Source organism: Lacinutrix venerupis (assembly GCF_001971745.1).
Lineage (GTDB): Bacteria > Bacteroidota > Bacteroidia > Flavobacteriales > Flavobacteriaceae > Lacinutrix > Lacinutrix venerupis.
Map to the genome: position 1 here is coordinate 350,345 of NZ_CP019352.1, position 25,378 is coordinate 375,722.

Genomic DNA, 25,378 nt, shown 5'->3' on the forward strand with positions numbered 1-25,378 from the left:
TATTCAATAATCAGTATTCAATTATTTATTAGAATCCTGATTTATTACAATAAATTAATAAAATATAACGATTTTGCATTTTCGGACTGCATACTGCATGCTGATGATTGCTTATTAAAAGAAAATGGATACTAAAGAATTACTAAAAAAAGTACGTAAAATCGAGATTAAGACACGTCGTTTGTCTGATCATATTTTTGGAGGCGAATACCATTCGACCTTTAAAGGTCGTGGTATGACTTTTTCTGAAGTAAGACAGTATCAATACGGAGACGATATTAGAAATATAGACTGGAACGTTACCGCTAGAACAAACCAGCCACATGTAAAAGTTTTTGAAGAAGAGCGAGAATTAACCATGTTATTAATGGTGGATATTTCTGGTTCAGAATTGTTTGGTACAGACCAGCAATTTAAAAATGAAATAATAACCGAAATCTCTGCTACATTAGCCTTTTCGGCAACACAAAACAACGATAAAATAGGTCTTATATTATTTTCAGATGAAGTAGAGTTGTACATTCCTCCTAAAAAAGGTCGCTCGCATGTTCTTAGAATTATTAGAGAATTAATAGAATTTGAACCTAAAAGTAAAGGAACAAACGTTGCAGAAGCATTAAAATTTATGCGTAACGTTATGAAGAAAAAAGCCATTGTTTTTTTACTTAGCGATTTTATTGCCGACGATTATAAACAAACACTTAAAATTGCTGCGGGAAAGCATGATATTACTGGAATTAGAGTGTACGATAAAAGTGAGGAAACTATACCTAACTTAGGCGTTGTACAAATGCAAGATGGAGAATCTGGAGAAATGATGCTAGTAAACACTTCGTCAAAAAAAGTAAGACAAAATTACAGTAAGTTTTATAATGAAAAAGTAGAATATTATAAAGATAGCTTTGCTAAATCTGGAGCAGGAACTATAGATTGTCGAGTAGACGAAAGTTATGTAAAAAAATTACTAGGCTATTTTAAAAGAAGGTAAATTGAATCTTTGATTTAGTTTAAATCTAAGCCCTAATTATAAAAATGAAAAAAAAACAATTAAATATAAAAATGAGAACAGAGCAAAATAAAACTATTGTTTTATCTTTTTTCTTTGCTCTTTTTTCACTGTTTTCATTTAGTCAAGTTAAATCATCCATAGACTCTACTTCAATAAAAATTGGTGCACAGGTTACTTATAAAATAGAGGTAGATACAGATACAACATCTTTAGTTATTTTCCCAGAAGGCCAAACATTTTCTCCTATGGAAATGATTGAGTCTTACACAATAGATACAACAAAGCAAAACAATAGATATAATCTTATTAAAAAATACGGATTAACACAATTCGATTCTGGAAAGTATACTATACCAAGACAAAAAGTATTAATAGGTACTAAAACATTTTTTACAGATTCTTTAAATGTAGAAATTAGAGAGATTGTTGTAGATACAACAAAACAAGGTTTGTACGACATTAAACCAATTATAGAAGTAGAAAAAAGTGTTGGAAATTGGTGGAAATATCTACTATTAACAATTTTTATTATTGCCTTAATAGCTTTTTTATTATGGTGGTTTATATGGAGAGTAAAACCATTAACCAAAGAAGAAGAAATTGCATTATTACCACCTTACGACCGTGCAAAATTAGCATTAAAACAGTTAGATGAAAGTAATTATCTTCAAAATGAAAACTTAAAAGGTTATTATTCAGATTTAACATTCATTATTAGAAAATATCTTGACGAGAAAGTGTATGATCGTGCGCTGGAAAGTACAACAGACGAGTTAATTACTAGATTAAATTTATTAAAAGAAGGCAATCAAATAGAATTAAGCAAAGACGATATTAATAATATTGAAACCATTTTAAAGCGTGCCGATCTAGTAAAATTTGCAAAAGGAACACCAGATATTGCATTAGCCGAAATAGATAGAAAAACAATAGATTTAGAAATCGACCACGTTAAAGAAGCGTTGCCAGAACCAACCGAAGAAGAAAAACTTTTAGATAAACAATATAAAGAAGACCAAGAACGTAGAAAGAAAACTAAAAAAATCGTGCTAACTGTTGGTATTGTTGCATTTTTGTTATTAGGGACATTGGTAGGTTTTGGTTACAAATATGGTTTTGGTTATGTAAAAGATACTATTTTAGGTCATGAAAGTAAAGAGCTTTTAGAAGGAGAATGGGTAACAAGCGAGTATGGTTTTCCGCCAATTACCATTTCAACACCAAAAGTTTTAAAACGAATTGAAATTCCAGTAGCTCAAGATCAAGAGAACCAACCAAAAACTAGTAGTTTTTCTTATGGCACAATGTTAGATGTGTTTAATGTAACTGTAAATACAATACAGTTTCCTAAGCAAATGCGAAATGCAGAAACTCAAGAACAAGCAAATACTCCAGAAGTGGATTTAGTTGCATTGTCTGAAAAAGCACTGCAAAGTATGGAAGCTAAAGGAGCAAAAAACATTATAGCTTTAAAAGATAAATTTAAAACTCCAAATGGAGCCGAAGGATTAAAATCTCACGGAACCATGAATATTCCAATAGCAGGAAGCGATAAGTTAAGAGAAGCAAAATTTAGTTTTGTATTATTTACAGCAGAAAACGTATTGCAACAAGTGGTTATTACTTATCCAGATAACGATACGTATGCAGACGATATGGTAGAACGTATATTAAACTCAATAGAGTTAAATCCAAAAACAAAATAATGTTTGAAGGTATAGAATTTTTAAATAAAGGTTTTTTCTGGTTGTTATTACTACTACCAGTAGCGATACTATGGTATTATTTTAAAAATAAGCATCAAACAGCCGAGTTAAAAATATCAAGTTTAAAAGGCTTTAAAGTTACTAATTCATGGTTGCCTAAATTAAAACACCTTTTGTTTGGGTTAAGGTTAATAGCATTAACAGCTTTAATTATTGCAATGGCAAGGCCAAGAACTGTAGATGTTTCAACAAAAACAAAAACAACTCGAGGAATAGATATTGTTATGGCAATAGATGTTTCTGCGAGTATGTTAGCAAAAGACTTAAAACCAAATAGATTACAAGCTCTAAAAAAAGTAGCTGCAGAGTTTATTAAAGGTAGACCTAACGACCGTATAGGTATTGTAGAATATGCGGGAGAAAGTTATACAAAAACGCCAATAACAAGCGATAAAAGCATTGTTTTAAATTCTCTTAACGATATTAAATATAATACAATAATAGAAGGAGGAACAGCTATAGGTATGGGATTAGGTACTGCTGTAAACCGATTAAAAGATAGTAAAGCAAAAAGTAAAGTAATTATTTTACTAACAGATGGTGTAAATAACTCTGGAGCTATGAATCCTAAAATAGCAAGCGAATTAGCTGTAGAATTTGGAATAAAAACATACACTATTGGAATAGGTACTAATGGTATGGCGCTTTCGCCATATGCAACAAAGCCTAATGGGCAATTTCATTATCAGAGAGTTAAGGTTGAAATAGATGAAGCTTTGCTTAAGGAAATTGCACAAGTTACAGGAGGAAAATACTTTAGAGCTACAAATAACAAGAAGCTAGAAGAAATTTACGACGAGATTAATAAACTTGAAAAAACAGAAATAGAAGAATTTAAATTTTATAATTACGAAGAAAAATTTAGATGGTTTGTTTGGGTTGCGGGAATTTTACTATTATTTGAGTTGTTATTACGAATTACTATTTTTAGAAGTTTTGTATAAAATCTAAAAAAAATAATCACTAGCAAAGCAGTTGTAAAAAGTAAAAAACATATTGTATTTAGTTATAAATAAAACAGTTAAATAAAATTTTGAGTAAGCATTAATACAATGTTTACTTATATAGAATACTAATAAAAAATGCAGTTAGAAGAAAAAATATGGTTTTGGGCATTACTAGTTATTCCTATAATTTTAGTCCTTTTTTTAGTGCTTCAAATTTGGAAAAGGCACACGCAAAATAAATTTGCTAATCAAGCTATTTTAAAACGGTTAAGTCCTAATAAATCAGTATTTAAATCGGTACTTAAAATTGTAGTTCTTTGTTTAGCATTTGCTAGTTTAACAATCGCTTTAGTAAACCCAAAAATTGGTTCAAAATTAGAAACAGTTAAACGCGAAGGTGTAGATATTGTTTTTGCCGTAGATGTTTCTAAAAGTATGCTTGCCGAAGATATTGCACCAAACCGTTTAGATAAATCTAAACAATTAGTAACACAAATAATTAATAATTTAGCTAGTGATCGTGTGGGTATTATTGCATATGCAGGTAAAGCATTTCCGCAATTACCAATTACTACAGACTATGGTTCTGCAAAAATGTTTTTGCAAAACATGAATACAGATATGTTATCTTCTCAAGGAACAGCAATTAACGAGGCTATAGAACTTGCAAAAACATATTACGACGACGACCAGCAAACCAATAGAGTTTTAGTTATAATTTCAGATGGAGAAGACCACAGTGAAGCCTCAGCAAACGTAGCAGAAGAAGCTAGCGAAGCTGGAATTAGAATTTTTACTATTGGTGTAGGTAGTGAAAAAGGAGGCCCAATACCTATAAAGCGAAATGGAATTGTTTTAAACTACAAAAAAGATAGGCAAGGAGAAACCGTAATTACTAGGTTAAACGAAGAAACTTTAAAAAATATAGCCACAGAAGCTAACGGTGTTTATATAAATGGTAATAACACCAATAATGTGGTAGAGCAAATTAGAGATATTTTAAATAAAATGGATAAAACCGAATTTGAATCTAAACAATTTGCAGCTTACGAATCTCAATTTCAATGGTTTTTAGGTTTAGGAATATTACTTTTATTTTTAGATATTTTCTTTTTAGAACGAAAAACAGCTTGGCTAAAAAAGTTGAATTTGTTTAACGAGAATTTTTAATACAATAAACTGAAAAAATTTTCAATTTAATTTTTATAAAATCCTTAACACTAGACAATTCAAAGCTTTTATATATTTATACGCTAAATAATTTTAAAAGAGACTCCTGTTTTTACAACAGCAAAAGATGAAAAATATAATAACCTACATATTAATTTTTACTATTTCATTAGCTTTCGCACAGCAAGAGGATAAAGAAAAAGAAATTCAAAAATTAAATCAAAAAGTAAATAATTTAATTAGCGACGCTAATGATTTAGCTAGTAATAAAGAGTTTGTAACAGCAGAAATGGAATATAGAAAAGCTATTTCTGGAAAACCAACAAGTGTTGCTGGAACATATAACTTAGGGCATTCATACTACAAAAAAGGAAATTATGATGAAGCGTTATATCGTAATCAACAAGCAGCTAAAAATGCTACAGATAAACTAGAAAAACATCGAGCATACCATAATATTGGAAACATATTAATGCAAGAAGATAAATGTAGTGAAGCAGCAGAAGCTTTTAAAAATGCACTTAGAAATAATCCATTAGACGAGGAAACACGTTATAATTTTGCTTTAGCAAAAGAATGCGCTAAAAACCAAGAACCTCCACAAGAAGAAGATAATAAAGACGATAAGGATAAAGATAAAAAAGAAAACGAAGACCAGAAAGAACAAGATAAAAAAGAGCAAGAAGATGAAGGAGAGAATAAAGAAGATAATAAGGATCAAGGAGACGATGATAAAAAAGAAGGCGACCAAAACGAAGACGAAGGTAAGCCTGATGAAGAAAAAGATAAAGATGGTGAAGGTAACGATGAGAAAAAAGAACAACCCAAACCACAACAACAACCAGGAAAATTATCGCCTCAACAAATCCAAAACTTATTAGAAGCAATGGATAATCAAGAACAAAAGGTCCAAGATAAAATGAATGCCGAAAAAGCAAAAGGAGCTAAAGTTCAAACAGAAAAAGATTGGTAATAAAGTTTAAAACAAAGAGTTTTAACTAAGAAAACACTTATTTAAAATCGAGTTTTTTAACATTATAAATGAAAACAATAAAACACATAGCAATTTTACTATTTATACTTTCATCAAGTATATTAAGTGCCCAAGTGCAATTTCAAACTAGAGTAAGTAAAAAAACTTTAGGTTTAAACGAGCGTTTGCGTGTTGATTTTTCTATGAATAAAGATGGAGACAACTTTAACGCTCCAACCTTTGATGGTTTTGATATTGTTGGAGGTCCTAATCAATCTGTTAGTAATTCTTGGATAAACGGAAAACGTTCTTTCGAGAAAACATACAGTTATTTCTTAGCACCAAAAAGAAAAGGCAGTTTAATGATTGAGTCTGCTAGTATAGAAATAGATGGTGTTACCTATAAAACTAATTCTATTGTAATTACTGTAACTAAAGAAATACAAAAACCTAAAGACCCAAATAGTGTAATAGCAAGTGATAATATTCACTTAGTTGCAGAAATATCTAAAACAAACCCATATTTAAACGAAGCTATAACAGTAGTTTATAAACTCTATGTAGCGCCAAATACAGGCGTAAGTAATTGGAGAGAAACAGACGATCCTGAATATGACGATTTTTGGAGCCAACATATAAACCCAAAAGGTCTTAAAATAGAAAGAGGGCAGTATAATGGAGAAGACTACCAATATGTTGTATTACGTAGAACCGTTTTATATCCTCAAAAAACAGGAAAATTAACAATAGAACCTTTACGTTTAAATGTTACAGCAGAAGTTCCAACGAAAAGACGAGATATTTTTGGACAGCGTTTAATGAGTAAAGTTAATGTTCCTGTAGCGGCAGGAAAACATGTAATTAATGTAAAACCACTTCCAGAAGCAGGAAAACCACTAGATTTTTCTGGAGCAGTTGGAGACTTTAAATTTACATTAAGCACATCTAAAAAAGAATTAAATGCCAACGAATCTTTACAAGCAAAAGTTTCGGTATCTGGTAAAGGAAATTTAAAACTATTATCATTACCTAAATTAACCTTACCAAACTCATTAGAAGTTTACGAACCAGAACACAGCGAAAATGTGCGTACTAGTTTAGCAGGTATGCAAGGTGAAGTTTCAGATAGTTACACTATTGTACCACAATACAAAGGAAAATATCCTATACCAACTATTTCCTTTTCTTATTTCGATTTAAAAACAGAAACCTATAAGCGTATATCTTCAAACGAAAACATTATTAACGTGTTAGAAGGTCCTGTTTATGGTGCTTCAGATAATAATTTAACAGCAGAAGGAGCTCCAAAACAAAATGTTATTCTAAATAACGATCAATTTGCATTTATTAAAACAGAAGCGAATTTAGTTTCAAAAAATAAAGCTCAGTTTTTTAAATCAACAGCTTTCTGGACTTGCTTATTAACTCCATTTTTAGCCATTCCTCTTGCTATTGTTTTTAGAAGAAAAAGAGAAAAGCGTGCTGGAGATGTTGTAGGTAATAGACTAAGAAAAGCAGATAGATTGTCTAAAAAATATTTAAGTGAAGCTAAAAAAGCATTAGGACAAAAAGAAGCATTTTACGTCTCATTAGAAAAAGCTTTACATAATTATTTAAAAGCAAAATTAAATATTGAAACAAGCGACTTAAGTAAAGAAAAAATAAGAACACTTTTAGCAGAGCGTGAAGTTGAAAACACCGTTGTTTTAGATTTTGAAAATATACTTGAAAATTGTGAATTAGCAAGATACACGCCTATAACAACAGTAACAATGCAGCAAGATTATGATAAAGCAGCTAGCACAATTAACTTAATAGATAAGCAAATTAGATAGACTTTAGTTTTTACGAAAAGTAAATATGAAAAACATATTCTACATATTATTATTTTTCTTCGTAAGTGTTTCAGCACAAAACGAAAAAATATTTGAGCAAGCAAATACCTTATACAATACAGGTAGTTTTGCAGAAGCATTAGATAGATATAAAGTAATATTAGAAACAGATAAACATTCTGCAGAGTTATATTTTAATATTGCTAATGCGCATTATAAACTTAATCATATTGCTCCTTCAATATATTATTATGAAAAAGCCTTATTATTAAAACCTAACGATGAGGATATAAAAAACAACTTAGCTTTTGCTAACAATATGCGTATTGATGCTATAGATACGCTACCAGAAGTAGGTTTAAAGCGATTTGTAAAAAAAGCAGCAAATAGTTTAACTGTTGATAGTTGGGCAAAATTATCGGTGTTTTTAGTAGTTCTTTTTGTGTTGTTTTATTTATTATATTATTTTACCTTTAAAACTGGAAAAAAACGATTTTACTTTATAAGCAGTTTTACATTAATTGTTTTAGCTTTTATTGCTTTAGCATTTACATTTTACACTTATAATTTATCTAAAAAATATAGTCCAGCAATAGTGTTTGCTAAAGAATCACAAGTTAAAAGCGAACCAAATTTGCGAAGTGATGAAGCATTTGTTCTTCATGAAGGAACCAAAGTTCAAGTTTTAGATACGGTTAAGAATTGGAAAAAAATTCAATTAAGTGACGGTAAAACAGGATGGCTTAAAAATGAAGACATTAAACTGTTAAATGTTTTTTAGACTTTATTTAACAAATAAATGATCGTTTAGATTTATATTTGCAACTTCAATAAATTGCTGAGCATGCAGAGAAAAAAGATATCGATATTTTTAACTATATTATTTATGGCTATTATTACAGCGCCATCAATAATTATGGTTGTAGACGATTCTTTAGATATATCTGTTTTCTATAGTCTTTCAGAAGAGGAAGAAGAAACTACACATTTAAAAATAGTTTTTCCTAAAAACGACAATACAGAAAGCTTATTTAGCGATTTATATAATATTGATGAGTTAGATTATTTTTTTAAAAAATACGCAAAGCCTCATTTAAGCTTTACCTCTCCACCGCCAGATTTTATTTAATATTTTTTCGTTAGACATTTAATTGTCCCCAATAAAAAAAATATTAAAATCACTACTGAAAAAAACTTCAGTAGTATAAAATCATTATATCAAATGTTTAAAACATTAAAAAGCGACTTGCCTGCAAGTGTCGTAGTATTTTTTGTCGCGTTACCTTTATGTTTAGGTATTGCTTTAGCCAGTGGAGCACCTCTTTTCTCTGGTTTAATTGCCGGAATTATTGGAGGTATTGTAGTAGGAGCTTTAAGTGGCTCTAAAATTGGAGTTAGTGGACCTGCAGCAGGTTTAGCTGCTATTGTATTAACAGCTATAGGAACTTTAGGTGGTTATGAAAACTTTTTAGTTGCTGTGGTACTTGGTGGAGTAATTCAATTACTTTTTGGTGTTTTAAAAGCCGGAATTATTGGATATTATTTTCCATCATCTGTTATTAAAGGAATGCTTACCGGAATAGGAATTATTATTATCTTAAAACAAATTCCTCACTTTTTTGGTTACGATGCAGAACCAGAAGGAGCAGATAGCTTTGTAGAAGCTTCTGGAGAAAACACATTTTCTGCTTTATTTAATATTTTCGATAACCTAATAATAGGCTCAATGGTAGTTGGCTTTATAGCATTAGGTATTTTACTATTATGGAGCAATGTGTTAGTTAAAAAAGGAAAGTTTTTTGAAATTATACAAGGACCATTAGTAGCAGTTGTAGTTGGTATTATTTTTTATATGGTTACACAATCTAACGAGACTCTTGCAATTGCAGATTCTCATTTAGTTAGTGTTCCTGTTCCAGATAGTATAGATTCTTTTCTTGGTCAATTTAGTTTCCCTAATTTTGCAGCAATAACAAATCCAGAAATTTGGGTTGTAGCTTTCACAATAGCACTTGTAGCAAGTTTAGAAACTTTATTATGTGTAGAAGCGACAGATAAGTTGGATCCAGACAAAAATGTAACACCAACAAATAGAGAATTATTAGCACAAGGTGCAGGTAATATATTATCTGGATTAGTAGGTGGACTTCCAATTACACAAGTAATTGTAAGAAGTTCTGCTAATATTCAATCTGGAGGAAAAAGTAAATTATCTACTATTTTTCATGGTTTCTTATTATTAATTTCGGTTATTTTAATACCATCTTTATTAAATAAAATTCCGTTATCTGTATTGGCAGCAATTTTATTAATTGTTGGTTATAAGTTAGCAAAACCAGCATTATTCTTAAAAATGTATAAGTTAGGTTGGAAACAATATGTACCATTTTTTGTAACTGTAGCCGGAATTGTTTTTACAGATTTATTAGTAGGTATTGGTTTAGGTTTAGCAGTTGGTATTGTAGTTATTTTATTAAAAAGCTACCAGAACTCTCACTTCTTACACATAAAAGATAAGAGTAATGGTAAACATAAAATTACTATGGAACTTGCCGAAGAAGTAACATTTTTTAACAAAGGAGCCATTTTAAAAGAATTAGATAGTTTACCAAGAGATACTTATTTAGAATTTGACATTACAAAAACTAGATATCTTGATTATGACATTGTTGAGATTCTTGAAGATTTTGCATTTAAAGCAAAAGAAAGAAATATCGATATTAAATTAATTTCTAAACGTGGTGTTGTAGAAAACCCACCAAGTTTTATAGAATTCTTCCAGCTTAGACCAAAATCTAGTATTAGTTTAAGCTAAGCGCTATGAAAAACAATAGATACAAAATATTAGTACTTTCCGATTTTAAAAAACCGGAAAGTACTTTATTAAAAAGTAGCGTTGGCTTAGCTAAAATTATTGGAGGAGAAATAAACTTATTTCACGTTAAAAAACACACAGATATTGTTAAGAGAGATAATCAATTCTCTGCAATGAGAAGTTTAAACGAAGAACATAACAATACTATAAAACGAATAGATAACTTAGTAAACAAATTTTCAAAAGCACATAATTTAAAAATTAGTGGAGATTATGCTTTTGGAAATATTAAAGAAGAGATAAAGAAACAAATTAAGCTTTATAATCCAGACATTATTGTTTTAGGACAACGCGATGCTTCAACATTTAAGTTAATTGGAGATAGCATAACACGTTTTGTATTAAAATCTTTTAATGGAGTTATAATGATTACTTCAAATAAAAATGCGTTAGAACCAGATAAAAAAATAACTTTAGGTGTTTTAAATGATTCTAATAAAATTTTTAATACTAATTTTTCTAAAGATTTAATAACACATACAACAACACCTTTAAAATCTTTTAAAATTATAAATAGTCATATTGAAGAAGAAAATATCTCAAGTTTAATTGAAGAAAAAGTAATAGAGTATAAGTTCGAAAAAAATGATAATGCTTTAACTACACTATCTTCTTATCTTTTAAAAAATAACATAAATTTACTGTGTGTAGATAGAAATAAAAAACAAAATAAAAGCACACAAAACATACCACTAAATGATGTGGTAAACAATATAAATGTTTCATTACTAGTTTCTGAAGCATAATAACAATTAAATAAAAAATAACATATACATATGAAAGCGCATACAAAAGAAACACAAGCTACAATGACACCAGAAAAGTCATTACAGTACTTAAAAGAAGGAAATAAAAGATTTCAAGATAATTTAAAAGCTAATCGTAATCTTTTAGAACAAGTTAACGATACTAGTGATGGCCAGTTTCCATTTGCAACTATTTTAAGTTGTATAGATTCAAGAGTATCAGCAGAATTGGTTTTTGACCAAGGTTTAGGTGATATTTTTAGTGTACGTATTGCAGGTAACTTTGTAAACGAAGATATTTTAGGAAGTATGGAGTTTGCTTGTAAATTAGCAGGAACAAAACTTATAGTAGTGCTTGGCCACACAAGTTGTGGTGCTGTAAAAGGAGCTTGTGATCACGCAGAGATGGGTAATTTAACAAAGTTAATAGAAAAAATTACACCGGCAGTAAATGCTGTTTCAGAGCCTAAAGACGAAAGTTTAAGAACTTCTAAAAATTTAGATTTTGTTGATGAGGTTTCTAAGAAAAACGTAGAATTAACAATAGATAGAATTCACGCAGAAAGTCCAATATTAACAGAGATGGAAAAGAATGGTGAAATAAAAATTGTTGGTGCTATGTATAATATTAATAGTGGTGCTGTAGAGTTTTACTAAAATTAACATACATATAAATGAGTCGATTTAATTTAAAAAAGACTAGTAAAATAGCAACACTAATCATTGTATTAGTGTTGCCTTTTTTTGCAATGAGTCAAGATAGTAATTTAGGAAATTGGTTAATTTACATTGGTAATAAAAAATTAAATTCTAAATGGAATATTCATAATGAAGTTCAATATAGAAATTACGATGCCGTTGGAGACTTAGAGCAGTTACTACTTAGAACAGGAGTAGGTTATAATTTATCTGATAATAACGATAATATTTTATTAGGATATGGATATATTTTATCTGAAAATTATATAGGTGATACAGATGAAAAAGTCTCTGTAAATGAACATCGAATTTTCCAGCAATTTACTACAAAACAAAAAGTAGGTAATGTAGGTTTAAGTCATAGATATAGGTTTGAACAACGTTTTGTTGAAGATGATTTTAAAATGCGTTTTAGATATTTTTTAGGAATAAAAATACCGCTTCAGTATAAAGAAGAAGGTAAAAATCCTTTGTACATGTCTTTGTATAACGAAATATTTTTAAACACAGAGTCTTCTGTTTTTGATAGAAACAGAGTATTTGGTGGTTTAGGTTATACCTTTTCAGATAATTTAAGACTAGAATTAGGTTATATGAATCAGTTTTTTGAAAACTCAGGAAGAGATCAAATTAATATTATTGCTTTTGTTAATTTCTAAACAAAACTTTGCTCAAACGTTTCTGTTTATGTAAAAATTAGACTATTTTAATACAAATATTAATAAACTATGAAGAATTTATTTTCAAATATTAAAGGTGATGCATTTGGCGGTATTACTGCAGGAATAGTTGCCTTACCGTTAGCTTTAGCATTTGGTGTTTCTTCAGGTTTAGGCCCAGAAGCAGGACTATATGGAGCAATATTTATAAGTTTTTTTGCTGCACTTTTTGGCGGTACTGCAACTCAAATTTCTGGACCAACAGCACCAATGACAGCTGTTAGTATGGTAATTATTGCAGGTATTGTAGCTGCTAACGATGGTAGTGTAGAGCAAGCATTACCAGCAATATTAACCGTATTTCTTTTAGCAGGCCTTATACAAATTGGGCTTGGATTTTTAGGTTTAGGAAAATATATAAGATACATACCTTATCCTGTAGTGTCAGGTTTCATGACGGCAATTGGAGTAATAATATTATTAACACAAATTTTGCCTTCAATTGGCTATTACCCTAAAGAAGATATAGAGTTTGTAGCACAATTTAAGCCACAAGCCGAAGAGGTTATATTAGAGAATATTCTTAAAGAAGAAGCAGGAGAAGGAATTTTAGTACTTGAAGATTTTAAAGAAACCATTAATCGAGCACAAAAAATAACACCAGAACAAATTTTAAATGAATCAAAAACGTTAGCAGCTAAAGAAGCATCTGGTACTGTAGGAGCCATAAAAGTGTTACCTAGAGCATTAAAAAATATTAACTGGTTGGAGCTCATGTTAGCATTAGGTACCATATTTATAATTTATGGTTTTAAGCGTATTACAACTGCAATACCAAGTACATTGGTAGCCTTAGTTATAGTATCGGGAATTGCTTATGGATTTAATTTAGGTTATCGTCCTATTTCAGAAATTCCTGGAGGAATACCAATTCCAAGACTAGAAATGTTTACAAATTTTAGTCTAGGAAGCATTACTCCATACATTTTTACAGCACTTACATTATCTTTATTAGGTGCAATAGATTCATTATTAACTAGTGTAGTGGCAGATAATATGACCAAAACTAAACATAAACCTAATAAAGAATTAATTGGTCAAGGTATTGGTAATAGTATTGCCGCTGTTTTTGGAGGAATTCCAGGAGCTGGTGCAACCATTAGAACCGTTGTAAATATTAATGCCGGAGGAAAAACTAAATTATCTGGTATGATTGCAGGTGTAATGTTATTATTAATAATGTTAGCATTAAGTGATGTTGCATCAAAAATTCCAGCAGCAGTTTTGGCAGGAATTTTAATAACCGTAGGTATTGGTGTTATGGATTATAAAGGACTTAAAGCTATACCAAGTTTACCTAAAGATATCAAACTAGGACCTGTTAAACTAAGCTCTGAAGTTTTAATAATGCTTTTAGTTTTATTTCTCTCTACATTTTGGGATTTAATTTATGCTGTTGGTATAGGTTTAATTATAGCATCTCTTATGTTTATGAAAAAAATAGGTGATTTAACTGCAGAGCGTTCCGATGTAAAATCACTAAAAGAAGAAGCATGGGACGATGAAGATAATTTTCCTTCAGCATTAAAAGAAGAGGTTTTTATAAAGCATCTTAAAGGACCTTTGTTTTTTGGGTCTACAAGCGATTTTCAAGCATTAACAGAACAAATTCCAGAAACGGCAAAAACAGTTATTTTAAGGTTAGGCCGTATGCAATATATGGATCAATCTGGTTTATATGCTATGGAAGATATGCTTCAAGATTTAAAAAAGAAGGGTGTAAGAGTTTTATTTGTTGGCTTGCTTAGGCAACCACGTTATATGATGGAGCGAATAGGTATTATTCCAGAATTTATTCCAAACGAGCATATTTTTAAAGATTTTAAATCATGCTTGAAATGGATTAAATCTAATGTAAAAGATGTGTATTAAATTTTTTTTTTAGATAATATTTTTAAGCAAAAAAGAGATAAAATCCAGCATATTATCAAAACCTAGACTAGACTTAATAGTATTATATAAGTTTTTTACACCTTATTTTCATCTTCTGCATTAATATCATTTTCATCATTTTCAGACTTGATAATAGTAGGAAAAATAATAGGAGCTATAGATTTAACAGGTTCGTAAAGTATAGAACCTTCAATATGCTCTTCGTCTACAAAAGTAATTGTGTTATTCATTTTATTAAAAACAATTAATAAAACGCTTAATATTAAACCTATTTTAAGAGCGCCAAAGACGCCTCCAAGTAGTTTATTTAAAATGCCAAGAGAAGCAAAATCTGCTAGTTTGGTAAATGCTTTTCCTGCTAAAGAAATAACAAGAATAATAATAACAAAAGTAATTGCAAAAGCTGTAATATTAATAGTTTTTTCGGCCCATTCTGTCCTACTTTGTAAAAAATCGGCAACAAAATAACTAAAATGAATAGCACCATAAACACCAGCAACTAGCGAAACTAAAGAAGCTACTTCAACAAAAAGACCTTTTAAAAAACCACGAACCAAGCCAAAAAGCAGTAAAGCTCCTAAAACAATATCAATAACAGCCATAATATTATATTTTTAGCAAATATAACCTAACTTTGCAACTTTCAAACCTTATACTTTTAACAAGAACATGTCAAGAGATCAAGAATTAAAAGAACGATGGGAGTTGGTAGTAGAAAAACTGTCTAACCAATTTGCAGATGGAGAGCAACTTGATTTAGATGCTATAATTTATTTAATAGGAATTCAAGAATTAGGACAATTAGATCGCAAATTTAAAAAAGACCACAAACTAGATTTAATGCATATTGCCATTTGTAAACTATTAGTACCATATGGTTATTACGAATTAGATTTTGTGGATGAAGATGGTTGGCCACATTACCTAATTAAAGAGCAATTGCCAAGCCTAAAAGCAGGAGAACAAAGCGTTTTAATGAAAGAAGCTATTGTTAACTATTTTGTTGAAACAGAATATATAAACTAAACTATAGTAATTTTTAAAACGATACGTTTTATTTTAAATATACAGATGCAGAAGAAATGCATTAATTTGTTTTTAATAGACAATAAATACAATAAGGCATTTAATAGAGATAAAATTTATAAATTTGCCATCATTTTATAATGACGTTATGATAGATAAAATAAAAGAACTCATTGCTGAAGCAGAAAGTTTTAAAGCTCAATCTAAAGAAGAAGTAGAAGCTTTTAGAATAAAATATTTAGGAAAAAAAGGTTTACTTAACGATTATTTTGCCGAGTTTAAAAATGTTGCTAACGAGCAAAAAAAAGAGTTCGGTCAAGTAATAAACCAATTAAAAAATACTGCTCAAAATAAAGTTAATACTTTAAAAGAAGAGTTAGAGAATACTAGTACCGATAGTTTAGGCAATTTAGATTTATCAAGACCTGGAGAACCTATTACACTAGGAGCAAGGCATCCTATATCTATTGTTAAAAACGATATTATAGATATTTTTTCTCGTATTGGTTTTAATGTAAGTGAAGGACCAGAAATTGAAGATGATTGGCATAACTTTACAGCATTAAATCTTCCAGAATATCATCCAGCAAGAGACATGCAGGATACCTTTTTTATACAAACTAATCCAGATATTTTATTACGTACACATACAAGCTCTGTTCAAGTGCGTTATATGGAAAATAATCAACCTCCAATTCGAACAATATCGCCAGGTAGAGTATATAGAAACGAAGCAATTTCGGCTAGATCACATTGCTTTTTTCACCAGTTAGAAGGATTATATATAGATAAAGATGTAAGTTTTGCAGACTTAAAACAAACATTACAATACTTTACTACCGAACTGTTTGGTAAAGCTAAAATTAGATTACGTCCATCGTATTTTCCTTTTACAGAGCCAAGTGCAGAGGTAGATGTTTATTGGGGACTTGAAACAGAAACAGATTATAAAATTACCAAAGGAACCGGTTGGTTAGAAATTGGTGGTTGTGGTATGGTAGATCCTAATGTATTAACCAATTGTGGAATAGATGCTAACGAATATTCTGGTTTTGCTTTTGGTGTTGGTATAGATCGTATTGCTATGTTACTTCATCAAATAAGTGATATAAGATTGTTAAGTGAAAATGATATTAGATTTTTAGATCAATTTAAATCTGCTTTATAAAACTTAAATAAATATTATAAATTAAAAATCCCAATGATGTAGATATCATTGGGATTTTTAATTTGTTATTGTAATCTTTTAATAATCTGTATTGAATATTTAAAGATTAGCCTTGTGTTTTAATTACTGTAATAAGCTATATACAAATTCTGGATAACCACGCTCTCCCGCTTCATTAAATAAAGCTAAAAACTTAAGTTTATATAGGTTTCCATCTGTATCGCTAACAATGTAAAATACATTATCTTTTAAAGATGGAGAAGAATTTGGTCCTCCGCTATTTCTCCAGCTACTTCCAATACTTCTTTGGTCTAAAGAAAATAATGTATTGTCAATATCTGCTAGAGTAAAGTTATCATAAGATAAATCTGTTTCTACTTCAGTATCTATCATGTAAACTTTTGTATCTTCTTTAATATTGCTTAAAACAAAATCAGAATAAAAATAAGGTCCATAACTATCTGCACCAATAAAAACTTCATCAGTGAACGTTGTAAAATTTAAATCCCAATCTTCTTTTGCTGGTTCTATAACAATTTCACTATTAGTATTAAAACTAAAAAAAGTATAGTTGTAATTAGCATTTTTAGAAATAGTAACTTCTTGGTGAGTTGTAGCATCTAAATCTGCATATTGTAAAATGTAGTTTGCTCCATCTTGAAGCACTCTAATTTTTTTCCAACCTCTTGGGTCATCAGAAGTATCAATACTACCTGTAGCTGGAGTTTCTGTACCAACTTCGTTCCCTAAGTTTACTAAATAAACATTGTTATTGCTATCTGTAGCAGAAATTTCTGAAATAGCAGTAGCATTTAAATCTCCAGAAGGGTCATCAACATATTGCATACTAACTTCATTATAAGTATTTGTTCTTACCATAGGTTGTAAATCCTGTACTTCTTGGTCGCTAGAGGTTACTGCATCAATATCTGTTGCAGTTAATTGTGCAGCAGCCATAGCTATAGATCCATTAATTACAACTCTAAAATCTGATCCAGAGTAAAATCCTAAATCCCAAGAATCGCGTTGTACACTTGTTGTTGTATTTGTGCTTAAATCTACATATACTTGGTTTTGTTGGTTTGGTCCTCCTACAGATGGTGCTATTGCAGCTCCTTCAATAATAATATTTAATGGTCCTGCAACAGTATTGTTATCATCATCACTACTACAATTAGTAAATACTAATGCAGTTAAGCAAAGTGCTAGAGTAAAAAATTTGTTTTTCATGTTATTGTTGTTTAAAAATTTAAATTATATAATAGTTTTAGGTAATAAGATCGTCCGTAGCCTAATAAAAGACTACTATTACTAGCGCTGTGTGCTCCAGTTGTTGAAGCACCATTAATATCTACACTTGTAACATCTAATAAGTTTCTAACTCCTGCTGTAGCTTGAAGTTTATTGTTTAAAAAAGATTTCTTAACAGAAGCATCCATCCAGCTATAAGCATTGGTATTGTACTTTTTAAAGGTGCTATTTCCGTTAGCATCGCTGCCTTCTGCAATGTAGTTTTGTTGTTTTCCGTTGTGTTTAAAAAGTACAGTTAAAGCAGTGTCCCATTTTTCTATTAAATAACTTGCACTTGTATTAAGCTGGAAAGCATATAAAAAGTCATTTTCGGCATTAACTTCGTCATTCATAACTCTAGATATACCTTGTACAGTTGCACCTAAATTAAACGTCCAATTATTTTGTTTAATAACGTTTTCAGATGTGAAACCAATTAACCTATAGGCATCAATATTTATGTATTGGTATTGTAAAGGTGTTGGATTAACAATGGCTAGTTCAATTTTATCTTCTAAATTTATATAGCTTAGTTTTAAATTGTTAACCATAGACGTGTTGTTAAACCAACTACGTTTTTTAAAGTTTAAAAATGCTGAAAAACCAGCTTCTGGATTTAAATTTTCATTACCTCTAACATCGTGGTTAGAATCTACAAAGTAGTAGTATAATTCTTCGAAGTTTGGCGTTCTGTACGATGAGCCAATACTAGCACGAAGCTCGTAACCTTTATTAAATAAATATCTGGCACTAAATGATCCTAATAGTTTTGATTTAAATTTAGAATTATACTCGTATCTAAGTCCTGGACGCAGTGAGAGTTTGTTGGTTAATTCAAGTTCAGAAGAAGAGAATACTGCAAAATTATTCTGTTTTAATTTTTTATCTTGTTGTGTAATATTTCCCGATGCTTGAGTATCAAAACCGGTTATAAATCTGGTTTCGTAACCTAATTGGTAATTAAAATTATCACTATTAGAAAGATTGTTTATAGTTCCTTTAGAGAAAAAGACATCGCTAGATTGGTATTCCTCATCGGTTTCGTCAGATTTTTCTTTAGTAACTATATAGTAATTATATTCGTTTAAATCTCTTTTTTGCGTTTGGTAAGATAATGAAGCATTATAATTAGCACCAGAATTTAAGCGTCCACTTAAATTTAAATTATTTACAAATCTATTTGTAGTATAAACTCTATCGGTAGCAGATGGATTACTAGTTTGGTTAGCAACATCTATATTGGGCCTTACTGCAGCATCATAAAAATTTAGCTCTTCGTTAAAATATTCAAACTTGTAAAATAGTTTAAAATTATCTGCATTATAATTTAGGTTTGCTTTAGTGGTAAGTTGTGTTTTTGGTAACCAATCATAACCGCGTAAACCATCATTTAAATAGTAATCTTCACCTTGTCTTTCGTTAAAAAAACCAGCAAATTGATTACGGTTAAAACCAATTTTAGCAGCCCATTTTTCGTTAAAATTATGACCAATATTTATTGCTTGTATATGTCTTCCTTCATCAAACCAAGCGTATTCATCACTTACTGTTTCTTCTTGTACAAAGGTTTGTATTTGCCAATCGTGATCAATATTTTTTTTAGTTATTATATTAATAACACCAGATACTGCATTGGCTCCATAATCTACTCCCATTGCGCCTTCTACAATTTCTATACGCTCTATATCATCTAGATTTATTTGTGTTAAATCTATATTATTACCTAATCCATTATCACTAACTAAAGGAATATTATCTACTAGAATATTAAAGTATTGCGCATCTAAACCAAAAAATGAAATGGTCGAGCGACCAGTAGACGCACTTGGTATAATGTTTAAATTTAGGTTAAAGTTTAGTAAGTCTGCCAGATTATTTGCAGCTTGCTGATCTATTTTTTTTCTATCAATAACAATAACGTTATGTACAGATTTTTTAATAGACTGTGGGTTGTATTGTCCAGTAATAATAACTTCTTCAAGATCTGTTACGCGTGTAGAATCTACAATTGCAGTATTTTTTTGTTGCGCAAATAAGCTCGCAACTAAAAAAAAAGAAAAATAAACCGTTAAATAGTTTTTATTTAGAATCATTCTTGATTAAATTTGCTGCAAATATATATCTTATTTTAATTCAGTCTAAATAAGAATGACATTTTTTTACAATAAAATCATAAACATCTAAAAATGAAAAGATTAACAGTTTTACCATTATTATTAATAGTGTTTTCGCTATCTGTAACAGCTCAAAACAAGAAGAAAAAAGACCAAGAAGCTATAAAAAGCATGTGTGGTTGTTATGAGGTGACGTTTAATTTCACCGAAACATTTAACTATAGTCAAGATTCTTTATATAAACCTTCAGACACTAAGATTGCTTCAGGTTTAGAATGGGCACAATTAGTAGAAGATGATGATAATAAAATTTCGATTCAGCATTTATTACAAGTAGGTAGTCCAGATGCACCACATATTGTTAAGCATTGGAGGCAAGATTGGTTATTTGAGAATACAGATTTTTATATGTTTAATGGCGACAATAAATGGACGTACCAATCTAAGCCTAAAAAAGAAGTTAAAAACCAATGGACGCAAAAAGTATATCAAGTAGACGATAGTCCTCGTTATGAAGGTTCTGCAACATGGGTGCATGTAGATGGAAAAAGTTTTTGGGAAAACACAACTACTGCTCCATTACCAAGACGTGAGTACACAAAAAGAAGCGATTACAACGTAACAGTAAGAGGTAATAGACATGAGATTACTAAGTACGGTTGGTTACATGACCAAGATAACGAAAAGGTAATTAGAGAAACAGGAAAAGAAGATGTAGTTTTGGCAAAAGAAAAAGGATACAATACCTATGTTAAAGTAGACAATAGTCGTTGTAAAGCATCTCAAGATTGGTGGAAAAATAGCCAAGAAAAATGGGCAAAAGTACGTACTAAATGGGATGAGGTTTTTGCAAGAAACCAAAATTTAGCTTTACACGCCAAAGTAGATAATAAAGTATTATTTAAATACTTATTTGATGATGAGAACTACGCAACAGAAGCGCAAATAAACCCATTAATTGAAAGCTTTATAATTAAATAAATGAAAAAATTAATATCAGTTATAATACTTTTTATAAGTATACAAATTACAGCACAAGATAACGCATTATTAAACCGAAAGTTTTGGAGTCCAACAGTTACTATTGAAACTGTAAAAACTGCAATTGCAGAAGGTAATAATCCATCGCAATTAAACAATAATAACTTCGATCCATTGGTATATGCAATTTTACAGTCGGCACCAAACGACGTTTTAAAATTTATGTTATCTCTAGAGGGAAACGATGTAAATAAATTAACACACGATGGTCGTACTTATATCTTTTGGGCAGCCTATGCCGGTAACGATACTATAATGCAGTACCTTATTAGCAAAGGCGCAAAAACAGATATTTTAGACGACCACGGTTATACGGTATTAAATTTCGCAGCAAACGCAGGACAAGCCAATACAGAGGTTTATAACATTTGTTTAGAAAATGGAGCCAATTTAAAAAACGATGTTAATCATAACGGAGCTAATGCTTTATTATTAGCAGCAACAAGTAACTTTGAATTGGTAGAGTATTTTCAAGATAAGGGCTTAGATATTAAGAGTACAGATAAAGATGGTAACGGTATATTTAATTACGTTGCAAAAAACGGAAACATTGAAGTTTTAAAAAGTTTAGAAGCAAAAGGCTTAAAAGGAAATGACCAAGCATTTATTTTTGCAAGTCAAGGAACACGAGGTAACACAAACGGTATAGAGGTTTACGAGTATTTAGAAAGTATTGGTTTAAATCCTAAAACACAAACAAACGATGGTGTTACACCATTGCACAATGTTGCTACAAGAAATAAAGATCTTAAAGTAATAAACTATTTTATTGAAAAAGGCAACAATATAAATACTGCCGATAAAAATGGAAACACACCATTTTTAAATGCAGTGAGAAGTAACTCGGTTGAGGTAATAGAAAGCCTTTTAAGCCAAGTTAAAAATATTGAACAAGCCAATAAAAAAGGAGAAACCGCTTTAATGCTTGCCGTACAAAACAATAGTGTAGAAGTTGTAGAGTTGCTATTATCTAAGGATGCCAATATAGAAGTAAAAGATGCAAAAGGAAATAACTTAGCGTACTATTTAATAGAATCTTATAGTGCTAGAAACGAGAAAGACTTTGAAAATAAATTACAACTATTACAAAAAAGTGGTTTAGAATTTACAAAACCTCAAGATAACGGTAACACATTAATACATTTAGCTTTAGATAAAAACAACGTTAAATTTTTAAAGCAAATAGCACAGTTTAAAGTTGACGTAAATGCGGTTAATAAAGACGGTTATACAGCACTACATTTGGCAGCTATGAAAGCTACAGATGTTAAGTTAATAAAGCATTTATTAGCCATTGGTGCAAACAAAAATGCTAAAACAACTTTTGATGAAACAGCTTTTGATTTAGCTTCAGAAAACGAAATGTTATCTCAAAAAGACATCTCAATAAACTTTTTAAAATAAATATTACAAAATGAAAAATTTTAAACTAATTTTTAGCCTAGCAGTACTTAGTCTGGTTATGTTTTCTTTTTCAACAATTGCGCCTTCAACTAAATACAAGTGCATGGTGCAAATGACTAATTATACTGGTGAAGGCGCATATATTGCAATTTCATTAATTAATCCAGAAGGTGAGTACGAAAAAACACTTTACGTGCAAGGTGATGATGAAGAATGGTATCATGACATTACACAATGGTGGAAATTTCAAGGTAAAGTACGCACAAATATTGATGCTTTAACAGGCGCAACAATTTCTGGTGGCGAGCGTGCTATTAGCGTTATAGAAATAGAAGATTCTAAAATAGATTCTGGTTACAGTATACGTTTTGAAACAGCAGTAGAGGACCAAGAATATTACACAAAAGACGTTGAGTTTTTACTAACATCAGAGAGTGTAAAAAGTAAAAAGGAAGGCACAGGATTTATACGTTATATACGTTTAATGCCTAACTAAACACGTATCTATGATCATTTCTATTTGGAGGTATAGTCACTTAGCATTAGCTATAACTTCTTTTGTATTTGTTTTTTTAGCAACAGTTACAGGAATTGTGTTGGCTTTTCAACCAATTTCAGAACAAATACAACCTTTTAAAATAGATGGTATAGAGCAGTTAAATGTAGAGCAAACAGTTGCTTCATTTAAAAAACAATATCCAGAAATTATTACAATAGAAGTAGATGCAAATCAATTTGTGTCTGCTTCTGTAATAACTAAAGATGGTAAATCTTTAAACGGTTATTTTAATCCTAAAAACGCTTCTTTTTTAGGCGAAAAGCCCGAAGTTTCAAACCTCTTTAAGTTTACAACCAATTTACACCGCTCCTTGTTTTTAAAAGGCGTTGGTCGTTTTTTTGTAGGATTAGGATCGTTTTTACTATTCTTAATTGCCGTTACAGGTTCCATTTTAATTATTAAGCGCCAAAGCGGAATTAAAAAGTTTTTTTCAAAAGTTGTAAATGAAGATTTTGCCCAATATTGGCATGTTATTTTAGGTAGACTATCTTTAATACCAATACTAATAATCACGCTTACAGGTGTGTATTTATCGTTGTTAAAGTTTGATATAATTGAAGAAAAAAAAGAGAAACACACTATAAATTTTGAAACTACAGCCGAAGCAGAAATCATGCCTGAAACTTCAGTGTTTAAAACCACTACTTTAGATCATGTTGAAACTTTAGAGTTTCCGTTTTCTACAGATGAAGAAGATTATTTTTCTCTAAAATTAAAAAATAAAGAACTTCTTGTACACCAATATTCTGGTCAAGTTTTAAGCGAAGTAAAAAATCCAATCGTAACCTTTTTATCTAATTGGAGTTTAGTTTTACACACGGGAAAAGGCAGTATACTGTGGTCTATCATATTATTAATTGCGTGTATAAATATTTTGTTTTTTATCTATTCTGGTTTTAAAATGACTATAGATAGACGTAAAAAAACAGTAATCCCAAAAAATAAATTCACTAAGGATAATGCAGATATTATAATTCTTGTAGGATCTGAAACTGGTAGCACTTACCATTTAGCAACAGCCTTTTTTAAAGGTTTATTAGACAAAGGCAATCGTGTTTTTATTTCAGATTTAAACAGTTATACCAGTTACAAAAGTGCTTCGCAATTAATTGTATTAACATCTACCTATGGTGAAGGTGAAGCACCAATAAACGCTAAAAAGTTTTTAACGTTATTAAACACTGTAAAACAAGAGCGTTTAATACATTATGCCGTTGTAGGATTTGGGTCTCTACAATACCCAGAATATTGTAAATACGCACAATTAGTAGATGCTAACTTACAAGTGCATAAGCAGTTTCAGCCCAATATGGAGTTGTTTAAAATTCATAACCAATCTGAAACCGAATTTAAAAATTGGGCTAAAAAATGGAATAATATTGTTGCATCTGGTTTGGATATAGCAAATTTAAAAGTATCTAATAAACCAAGAAAAGAACAATTATTTACAGTAATAAATAAAACAGAAACTAATATAGATAACACTTTTTTAATTACTTTAAAACCTAATAAAAAACTTAAGTTTAAGTCTGGAGATTTACTATCTGTAATTCCTAAAAAGGATAAAATAGAGCGTTTATATTCTATTGGAAAAATAGATGGTAATATTGTTATAAGTGTAAAAAAACATGAGTTTGGTGTATGCTCAAATTATTTTTATAATTTAAAAAAGAATGCACAAATAAAAGCTGTAATTAACAAGAACTCAAATTTTAATGTGCCTAAAAAAGCACAAAGTGTTATTTTTATTTCAAACGGTACAGGAATTGGCCCTTTTTTAGGTATGATACAGCAGTCTAAACCTATTACAAAGCATTTGTTTTGGGGAGGCAGAACACAACAGTCGTTAAAACTTTATAAAAACACTATAGATAGTAGTTTAAAAAATAACACATTAACTAGTTTTAATGTGGCTTTATCTCAAGAAACTAGTGATAAAGTTTATGTGCAAGATATTCTTGAAAAACAATATACAATTATTGCAGATGTTTTAAATACAAAAGGTGTAATAATGATTTGTGGTTCTATTGCTATGCAAAACCAAGTGTTAGAAGTATTAAATAAAATTACTACTAAAAAATTACAGCAACCATTAAGTGTTTTCGAGCAGAACAAACAAATATTAACCGACTGTTATTAATCTA

General features: G+C 29.9%; 22 protein-coding genes. 19 read left to right on the forward strand and 3 right to left on the reverse strand.

Annotated features, from left to right (window positions below; genetic code table 11):
- Positions 1 to 124 precede the first annotated feature (124 nt).
- The 13 genes from BWR22_RS01545 (at position 125) to BWR22_RS01605 (ending at position 14,611) form a co-directional block, all read left to right on the forward strand.
- The gene (locus BWR22_RS01545) at positions 125 to 988 is read left to right on the forward strand and encodes a DUF58 domain-containing protein (RefSeq protein WP_076731687.1); all 864 of its coding nucleotides are present in this window, start codon (positions 125 to 127) and stop codon (positions 986 to 988) included.
- A gap of 44 nt (positions 989 to 1,032) precedes the next feature.
- Entirely contained in the window at positions 1,033 to 2,715 is a 1,683-nt protein-coding gene (locus BWR22_RS01550) for a hypothetical protein (RefSeq protein ID WP_076731688.1), read from the forward strand.
- Complete coding sequence (locus tag BWR22_RS01555; RefSeq protein ID WP_076731689.1) at positions 2,715 to 3,719, forward strand: vWA domain-containing protein; 1,005 nt, start codon at positions 2,715 to 2,717, stop codon at positions 3,717 to 3,719. Before BWR22_RS01550 ends, BWR22_RS01555 begins: the two co-directional genes overlap by 1 nt.
- Before the next feature lie 138 nt (positions 3,720 to 3,857).
- Positions 3,858 to 4,892 carry a vWA domain-containing protein gene (locus BWR22_RS01560; protein ID WP_076731690.1) on the forward strand — a complete coding sequence of 345 codons (1,035 nt, stop codon included), beginning with the start codon at positions 3,858 to 3,860 and terminating at the stop codon, positions 4,890 to 4,892.
- Positions 4,893 to 5,019: 127 nt separating this feature from the next.
- A complete protein-coding gene (locus BWR22_RS01565; protein WP_076731691.1) occupies positions 5,020 to 5,865 on the forward strand; it encodes a tetratricopeptide repeat protein in 846 nt (281 codons plus the stop codon).
- 68 nt (positions 5,866 to 5,933) lie between these two features.
- Positions 5,934 to 7,700 (forward strand): BatD family protein, encoded by a 1,767-nt coding sequence (locus tag BWR22_RS01570; protein ID WP_076731692.1) that lies wholly within the window; start codon positions 5,934 to 5,936, stop codon positions 7,698 to 7,700.
- A 25-nt stretch (positions 7,701 to 7,725) separates the two neighbouring features.
- Entirely contained in the window at positions 7,726 to 8,481 is a 756-nt protein-coding gene (locus tag BWR22_RS01575; RefSeq protein WP_076731693.1) for a tetratricopeptide repeat protein, read from the forward strand.
- A 105-nt stretch (positions 8,482 to 8,586) separates the two neighbouring features.
- Positions 8,587 to 8,829, forward strand: a complete 243-nt coding sequence (locus tag BWR22_RS01580; RefSeq protein WP_241828216.1) for a hypothetical protein — start codon at positions 8,587 to 8,589, stop codon at positions 8,827 to 8,829.
- A gap of 93 nt (positions 8,830 to 8,922) precedes the next feature.
- Entirely contained in the window at positions 8,923 to 10,515 is a 1,593-nt protein-coding gene (locus BWR22_RS01585; protein WP_076731694.1) for a SulP family inorganic anion transporter, read from the forward strand.
- Between the two features lie 5 nt (positions 10,516 to 10,520).
- Positions 10,521 to 11,321, forward strand: coding sequence for a universal stress protein (locus BWR22_RS01590; protein ID WP_076731695.1), 801 nt, complete (start codon positions 10,521 to 10,523; stop codon positions 11,319 to 11,321).
- A gap of 30 nt (positions 11,322 to 11,351) precedes the next feature.
- Positions 11,352 to 11,978, forward strand: coding sequence for a carbonic anhydrase family protein (locus BWR22_RS01595; protein WP_076731696.1), 627 nt, complete (start codon positions 11,352 to 11,354; stop codon positions 11,976 to 11,978).
- 17 nt (positions 11,979 to 11,995) lie between these two features.
- Positions 11,996 to 12,679, forward strand: coding sequence for a DUF2490 domain-containing protein (locus BWR22_RS01600; protein ID WP_076731697.1), 684 nt, complete (start codon positions 11,996 to 11,998; stop codon positions 12,677 to 12,679).
- A 69-nt stretch (positions 12,680 to 12,748) separates the two neighbouring features.
- On the forward strand, positions 12,749 to 14,611 hold the full coding sequence (locus BWR22_RS01605) for a SulP family inorganic anion transporter (RefSeq protein WP_076731698.1): 1,863 nt from the start codon (positions 12,749 to 12,751) through the stop codon (positions 14,609 to 14,611).
- Positions 14,612 to 14,706: 95 nt separating this feature from the next.
- Here the strand turns inward: BWR22_RS01605 and BWR22_RS01610 are convergent, their stop codons facing one another.
- Positions 14,707 to 15,234 (reverse strand): CvpA family protein, encoded by a 528-nt coding sequence (locus tag BWR22_RS01610; protein WP_076731699.1) that lies wholly within the window; start codon positions 15,232 to 15,234, stop codon positions 14,707 to 14,709.
- Positions 15,235 to 15,301: 67 nt separating this feature from the next.
- Between BWR22_RS01610 and BWR22_RS01615 the strand changes: the two genes are divergently transcribed.
- Both BWR22_RS01615 and pheS read left to right on the forward strand, forming a co-directional pair.
- On the forward strand, positions 15,302 to 15,658 hold the full coding sequence (locus tag BWR22_RS01615) for a hypothetical protein (RefSeq protein ID WP_076731700.1): 357 nt from the start codon (positions 15,302 to 15,304) through the stop codon (positions 15,656 to 15,658).
- A gap of 148 nt (positions 15,659 to 15,806) precedes the next feature.
- On the forward strand, positions 15,807 to 16,826 hold the full coding sequence (gene pheS, locus BWR22_RS01620; RefSeq protein WP_076731701.1) for a phenylalanine--tRNA ligase subunit alpha: 1,020 nt from the start codon (positions 15,807 to 15,809) through the stop codon (positions 16,824 to 16,826).
- Positions 16,827 to 16,949: 123 nt separating this feature from the next.
- Here the strand turns inward: pheS and BWR22_RS01625 are convergent, their stop codons facing one another.
- Together BWR22_RS01625 and BWR22_RS01630 are read right to left on the reverse strand one after the other, a co-directional pair.
- On the reverse strand, positions 16,950 to 18,056 hold the full coding sequence (locus BWR22_RS01625; RefSeq protein WP_076731702.1) for an HmuY family protein: 1,107 nt from the start codon (positions 18,054 to 18,056) through the stop codon (positions 16,950 to 16,952).
- Positions 18,057 to 18,067: 11 nt separating this feature from the next.
- Positions 18,068 to 20,209, reverse strand: a complete 2,142-nt coding sequence (locus tag BWR22_RS01630) for a TonB-dependent receptor plug domain-containing protein (protein WP_076731703.1) — start codon at positions 20,207 to 20,209, stop codon at positions 18,068 to 18,070.
- A gap of 93 nt (positions 20,210 to 20,302) precedes the next feature.
- Between BWR22_RS01630 and BWR22_RS01635 the strand changes: the two genes are divergently transcribed.
- Genes BWR22_RS01635 through BWR22_RS01650 form a run of 4 tightly spaced genes read left to right on the forward strand, consistent with a single transcriptional unit; the run spans position 20,303 to position 25,374 of the window.
- Positions 20,303 to 21,211, forward strand: coding sequence for a DUF6607 family protein (locus tag BWR22_RS01635; RefSeq protein WP_076731704.1), 909 nt, complete (start codon positions 20,303 to 20,305; stop codon positions 21,209 to 21,211).
- Positions 21,212 to 22,675 carry an ankyrin repeat domain-containing protein gene (locus BWR22_RS01640; RefSeq protein WP_076731705.1) on the forward strand — a complete coding sequence of 488 codons (1,464 nt, stop codon included), beginning with the start codon at positions 21,212 to 21,214 and terminating at the stop codon, positions 22,673 to 22,675. It begins immediately after the preceding gene.
- A gap of 10 nt (positions 22,676 to 22,685) precedes the next feature.
- Complete coding sequence (locus BWR22_RS01645) at positions 22,686 to 23,171, forward strand: DUF2271 domain-containing protein (RefSeq protein ID WP_076731706.1); 486 nt, start codon at positions 22,686 to 22,688, stop codon at positions 23,169 to 23,171.
- Positions 23,172 to 23,181: 10 nt separating this feature from the next.
- Positions 23,182 to 25,374: a PepSY domain-containing protein gene (locus BWR22_RS01650; protein WP_076731707.1), complete on the forward strand. Its 2,193-nt coding sequence runs from the start codon at positions 23,182 to 23,184 to the stop codon at positions 25,372 to 25,374.
- Positions 25,375 to 25,378 lie beyond the last annotated feature (4 nt).

Excerpts from the sequence above, each read along its gene's own strand:
- BWR22_RS01545 (WP_076731687.1), top strand. The coding sequence starts at position 125 with ATGGATACTAAAGAATTACTAAAAAAAGTACGTAAAATCGAGATTAAG.
- BWR22_RS01550 (WP_076731688.1), top strand. The coding sequence starts at position 1,033 with ATGAAAAAAAAACAATTAAATATAAAAATGAGAACAGAGCAAAATAAA.
- BWR22_RS01555 (WP_076731689.1), top strand. The coding sequence starts at position 2,715 with ATGTTTGAAGGTATAGAATTTTTAAATAAAGGTTTTTTCTGGTTGTTA.
- BWR22_RS01560 (WP_076731690.1), top strand. The coding sequence starts at position 3,858 with ATGCAGTTAGAAGAAAAAATATGGTTTTGGGCATTACTAGTTATTCCT.
- BWR22_RS01565 (WP_076731691.1), top strand. The coding sequence starts at position 5,020 with ATGAAAAATATAATAACCTACATATTAATTTTTACTATTTCATTAGCT.
- BWR22_RS01570 (WP_076731692.1), top strand. The coding sequence starts at position 5,934 with ATGAAAACAATAAAACACATAGCAATTTTACTATTTATACTTTCATCA.
- BWR22_RS01575 (WP_076731693.1), top strand. The coding sequence starts at position 7,726 with ATGAAAAACATATTCTACATATTATTATTTTTCTTCGTAAGTGTTTCA.
- BWR22_RS01580 (WP_241828216.1), top strand. The coding sequence starts at position 8,587 with ATGGCTATTATTACAGCGCCATCAATAATTATGGTTGTAGACGATTCT.
- BWR22_RS01585 (WP_076731694.1), top strand. The coding sequence starts at position 8,923 with ATGTTTAAAACATTAAAAAGCGACTTGCCTGCAAGTGTCGTAGTATTT.
- BWR22_RS01590 (WP_076731695.1), top strand. The coding sequence starts at position 10,521 with ATGAAAAACAATAGATACAAAATATTAGTACTTTCCGATTTTAAAAAA.
- BWR22_RS01595 (WP_076731696.1), top strand. The coding sequence starts at position 11,352 with ATGAAAGCGCATACAAAAGAAACACAAGCTACAATGACACCAGAAAAG.
- BWR22_RS01600 (WP_076731697.1), top strand. The coding sequence starts at position 11,996 with ATGAGTCGATTTAATTTAAAAAAGACTAGTAAAATAGCAACACTAATC.
- BWR22_RS01605 (WP_076731698.1), top strand. The coding sequence starts at position 12,749 with ATGAAGAATTTATTTTCAAATATTAAAGGTGATGCATTTGGCGGTATT.
- BWR22_RS01610 (WP_076731699.1), bottom strand. The coding sequence starts at position 15,234 with ATGGCTGTTATTGATATTGTTTTAGGAGCTTTACTGCTTTTTGGCTTG.
- BWR22_RS01615 (WP_076731700.1), top strand. The coding sequence starts at position 15,302 with ATGTCAAGAGATCAAGAATTAAAAGAACGATGGGAGTTGGTAGTAGAA.
- pheS (WP_076731701.1), top strand. The coding sequence starts at position 15,807 with ATGATAGATAAAATAAAAGAACTCATTGCTGAAGCAGAAAGTTTTAAA.
- BWR22_RS01625 (WP_076731702.1), bottom strand. The coding sequence starts at position 18,056 with ATGAAAAACAAATTTTTTACTCTAGCACTTTGCTTAACTGCATTAGTA.
- BWR22_RS01630 (WP_076731703.1), bottom strand. The coding sequence starts at position 20,209 with ATGATTCTAAATAAAAACTATTTAACGGTTTATTTTTCTTTTTTTTTA.
- BWR22_RS01635 (WP_076731704.1), top strand. The coding sequence starts at position 20,303 with ATGAAAAGATTAACAGTTTTACCATTATTATTAATAGTGTTTTCGCTA.
- BWR22_RS01640 (WP_076731705.1), top strand. The coding sequence starts at position 21,212 with ATGAAAAAATTAATATCAGTTATAATACTTTTTATAAGTATACAAATT.
- BWR22_RS01645 (WP_076731706.1), top strand. The coding sequence starts at position 22,686 with ATGAAAAATTTTAAACTAATTTTTAGCCTAGCAGTACTTAGTCTGGTT.
- BWR22_RS01650 (WP_076731707.1), top strand. The coding sequence starts at position 23,182 with ATGATCATTTCTATTTGGAGGTATAGTCACTTAGCATTAGCTATAACT.